Source organism: Okeania sp. (assembly GCF_983059655.1).
The window spans coordinates 1-2697 of record NZ_CEZPJD010000953.1 but is presented as its reverse complement, the minus strand read 5'-3'; the positions used below and the strand labels follow the sequence as shown (position 1 = coordinate 2697).

Here is a 2697-nt window from a genome sequence, read left to right as displayed (position 1 = left end):
GAGATATTAGGAGAGTTGGAAAATTTCACTACTCATCTCCTCTGGCGTGGTGCTTCATAAAATGAATTAATTATTGCTCTATACGCAACAGAAGGAAATTTCACTACTCATCTCCTCTGGTGGAGTGCTTCACAAAATGAATTAATTATTGCTCTATACGCAACAGAAGGAAAATTTCACTGCTCATCTCCTCTGGTGTGGTGCTTCACAAAATGAATTAATTATTGCTCTATACGCAACAGAAGGAAAATTTCACTGCTCATCTCCTCTGGTGTGGTGCTTCACAAAATGAATTAATTATTGCTCTATACGCAACAGAAGGAAAATTTCACTGCTCATCTCCTCTGGTGTGGTGCTTCACAAAATGAATTAATTATTGCTCTATACGCAACAGAAGGAAAATTTCACTGCTCATCTCCTCTGGTGTGGTGCTTCACAAAATGAATTAATTATTGCTCTATACGCAACAGAAGGAAAATTCGACTATTGGGACTGAAACAAAATAAAACCAGAAAACAGACTCAAATGTAGATGGGCAAAGGCTTTTACGTCAAAAAGGTATAAATCCTAAATTAACAAGGGTTATAACCATTTTTAGGGCATCGGCGTAATTCCCTTGTGTAGACTGACTTTGAGCTGTTTTTTATACCATAAAATGTCTAAGTACCACTATTCATCCTTCTGGCGAAGTACTTCAGACAATGAAAAAAACTATTACTCTATACGTTGTATGGGGTTGGAAATTTTCCACTACTCATCTCCTCTGACGACTGCCTCACAAAATGAATTAACCCCATGGTTATTGAGCAATAGTGAGAAAATTTCTACACTTCACCACCGACTTCCTTTACATTCGAGGTGTTTTTTTTGTGGGGACTGCGAGTCAGTTACCATTCTGCAATCAAACCAATTAAGAATCATAATAGCAAGTACCATTAAGCCAAGGAGACCCATCAAGTTTGACACACATCCTCCTTTTTTCTTAACATTTTCCCAATATGCGTCTCTTTCTTTATCAAGCCTTCTTTCGTTTTGTCTGTATAACTCTTTTTCTTTTGCTAAATCTTTTTTATATATGTTATCATATTGTTAGTTTAAAGTCATACTATGAAAGCTAGATTTAAGTACCGTATATATCCAACACCGGGACAAAAATACCGATTAGCAAAGCTATTTGGTTGCGTCCGTGTTGTCTGGAATGATAGTCTAGTTTGCTGTCAAGAAAAATACAAATTAGGAGAGAAAAAACCTGCTAACTCTGAACTACAAAAACAGTTTATTACTAAAGCTAAAAAGGTGGAGGATAGAGAATGGTTATCAGAGGTTTCAGTTGTACCATTACAGCAATCATTGAATGATTTAAACCAAGCTTATCAAAACTTTTTCAGTTCTACAAAGGGTCAGAGAAAAGGCCAAGCTATAAAACCTCCAAAATTTAAAACCAGGAAATCAAAACAGACTGCCAGGTTTACCTTAAGGGGGTTTAAAGTACACCAAGATAAAGTTTATTTAGCCAAGATTGGAAAGCTGAAAGTAGCCTGCTATGCGAAAACTACCCAGTGAGCCTAGCTCAGTAACAGTTATTAAAGATTCAGCTAATAGATACTTTCTTAGTTTTGTCGTAGAAATACAACCAGAAACTCTACCAAAAACTGATAATTCAGTAGGCATAGATTTAGGTATTAAAACCTTTGCAACATTCAGCAATGGTACAAAGATTGATGCTCCAAAACCATTGAAGAAAAGGATTAGTAAATACAGAAAGTTAAGTAGAACATTATCTAAGAAAAATCAAGGTTCTCAAAGGTACGAAAAAGCCAGACTAAGATTGGCTAAATTTCATGCCAAGCTGAAAGATACAAGGGACGATTTTCTGCATAAATTATCCACTGAAATAATTCGTGAAAACCAAACAATTATCTTGGAGGATTTAAACGTTTCAGGAATGGTCAAGAACCGGAAATTATCCAGAGCAATTAGTGATTTAGGTTGGCGAACATTCCGAACGCTTCTAGAAGGAAAAGCAGAAAAATATGGTCGCGATTTTAGAGTAATTAGTCGTTGGGAAGCAACATCTCAAACCTGCTCTTGTTGTGGTTTCCGTGGTGGCAAATTAGACCTTTCAATTAGGGAGTGGGAATGCCTAAATTGTGGTAGCTTGCATGATCGCGATGTAAATGCAGCCATAAATATATTAGTCGCGGGTGGGCAATCCGAGACTTTAAACGGACGTGGAGGCCAGCATAAGACTACTGCCAAAGTAGCAGCAGCCTGTGTTAGCGGAGCTTTGCGCCAGCAAAACGTCAACCCACCGAAGAGCTACGGTTCAGTAGGAATCTCCGCGCCTGCCTCTTTCAGAGGAGCTTTCCTATCGGAATGCTACGCAAACGCTAACAGGCCGGAGAGGATGTCAATATCCATCATTAGCTTTTTTCGTATAACTTTTGTTATGGCAAGGTTTGACAATTTTGTTTCTCATGCAAAATTTAAGGACTGTCAGTCAACTACTAGACTTCAAAAAACTTCTGACTTTTGACTTTTAACTTCTGACTTCTGACTTCTGACTTCTGACTTCTAACAATTGCCCCAGTAACAATGTTACGATTTCCACAGAAGCGAATGAATATATGATTAGAGAAGGAAAAAAAACTGGATGGAAGAGATAGACAAATCCATATCCTTTGATGGACGGGATAT

The 2697-nt window shown here is 37.6% G+C and carries 2 protein-coding genes; both read left to right on the top strand.

Going from position 1 to position 2697, the window contains the following annotated elements:
* Positions 1 to 1107: 1107 nt before the first annotated feature.
* Positions 1108 to 1563 carry an RNA-guided endonuclease InsQ/TnpB family protein gene (locus AC3DU7_RS30585; RefSeq protein WP_488042999.1) on the top strand — a complete coding sequence of 152 codons (456 nt, stop codon included), beginning with the start codon at positions 1108 to 1110 and terminating at the stop codon, positions 1561 to 1563.
* The gene (locus AC3DU7_RS30580) at positions 1544 to 2536 is read left to right on the top strand and encodes an RNA-guided endonuclease InsQ/TnpB family protein (protein ID WP_488042998.1); all 993 of its coding nucleotides are present in this window, start codon (positions 1544 to 1546) and stop codon (positions 2534 to 2536) included. The genes AC3DU7_RS30585 and AC3DU7_RS30580 overlap by 20 nt, the downstream gene beginning before the upstream one ends.
* Positions 2537 to 2697 lie beyond the last annotated feature (161 nt).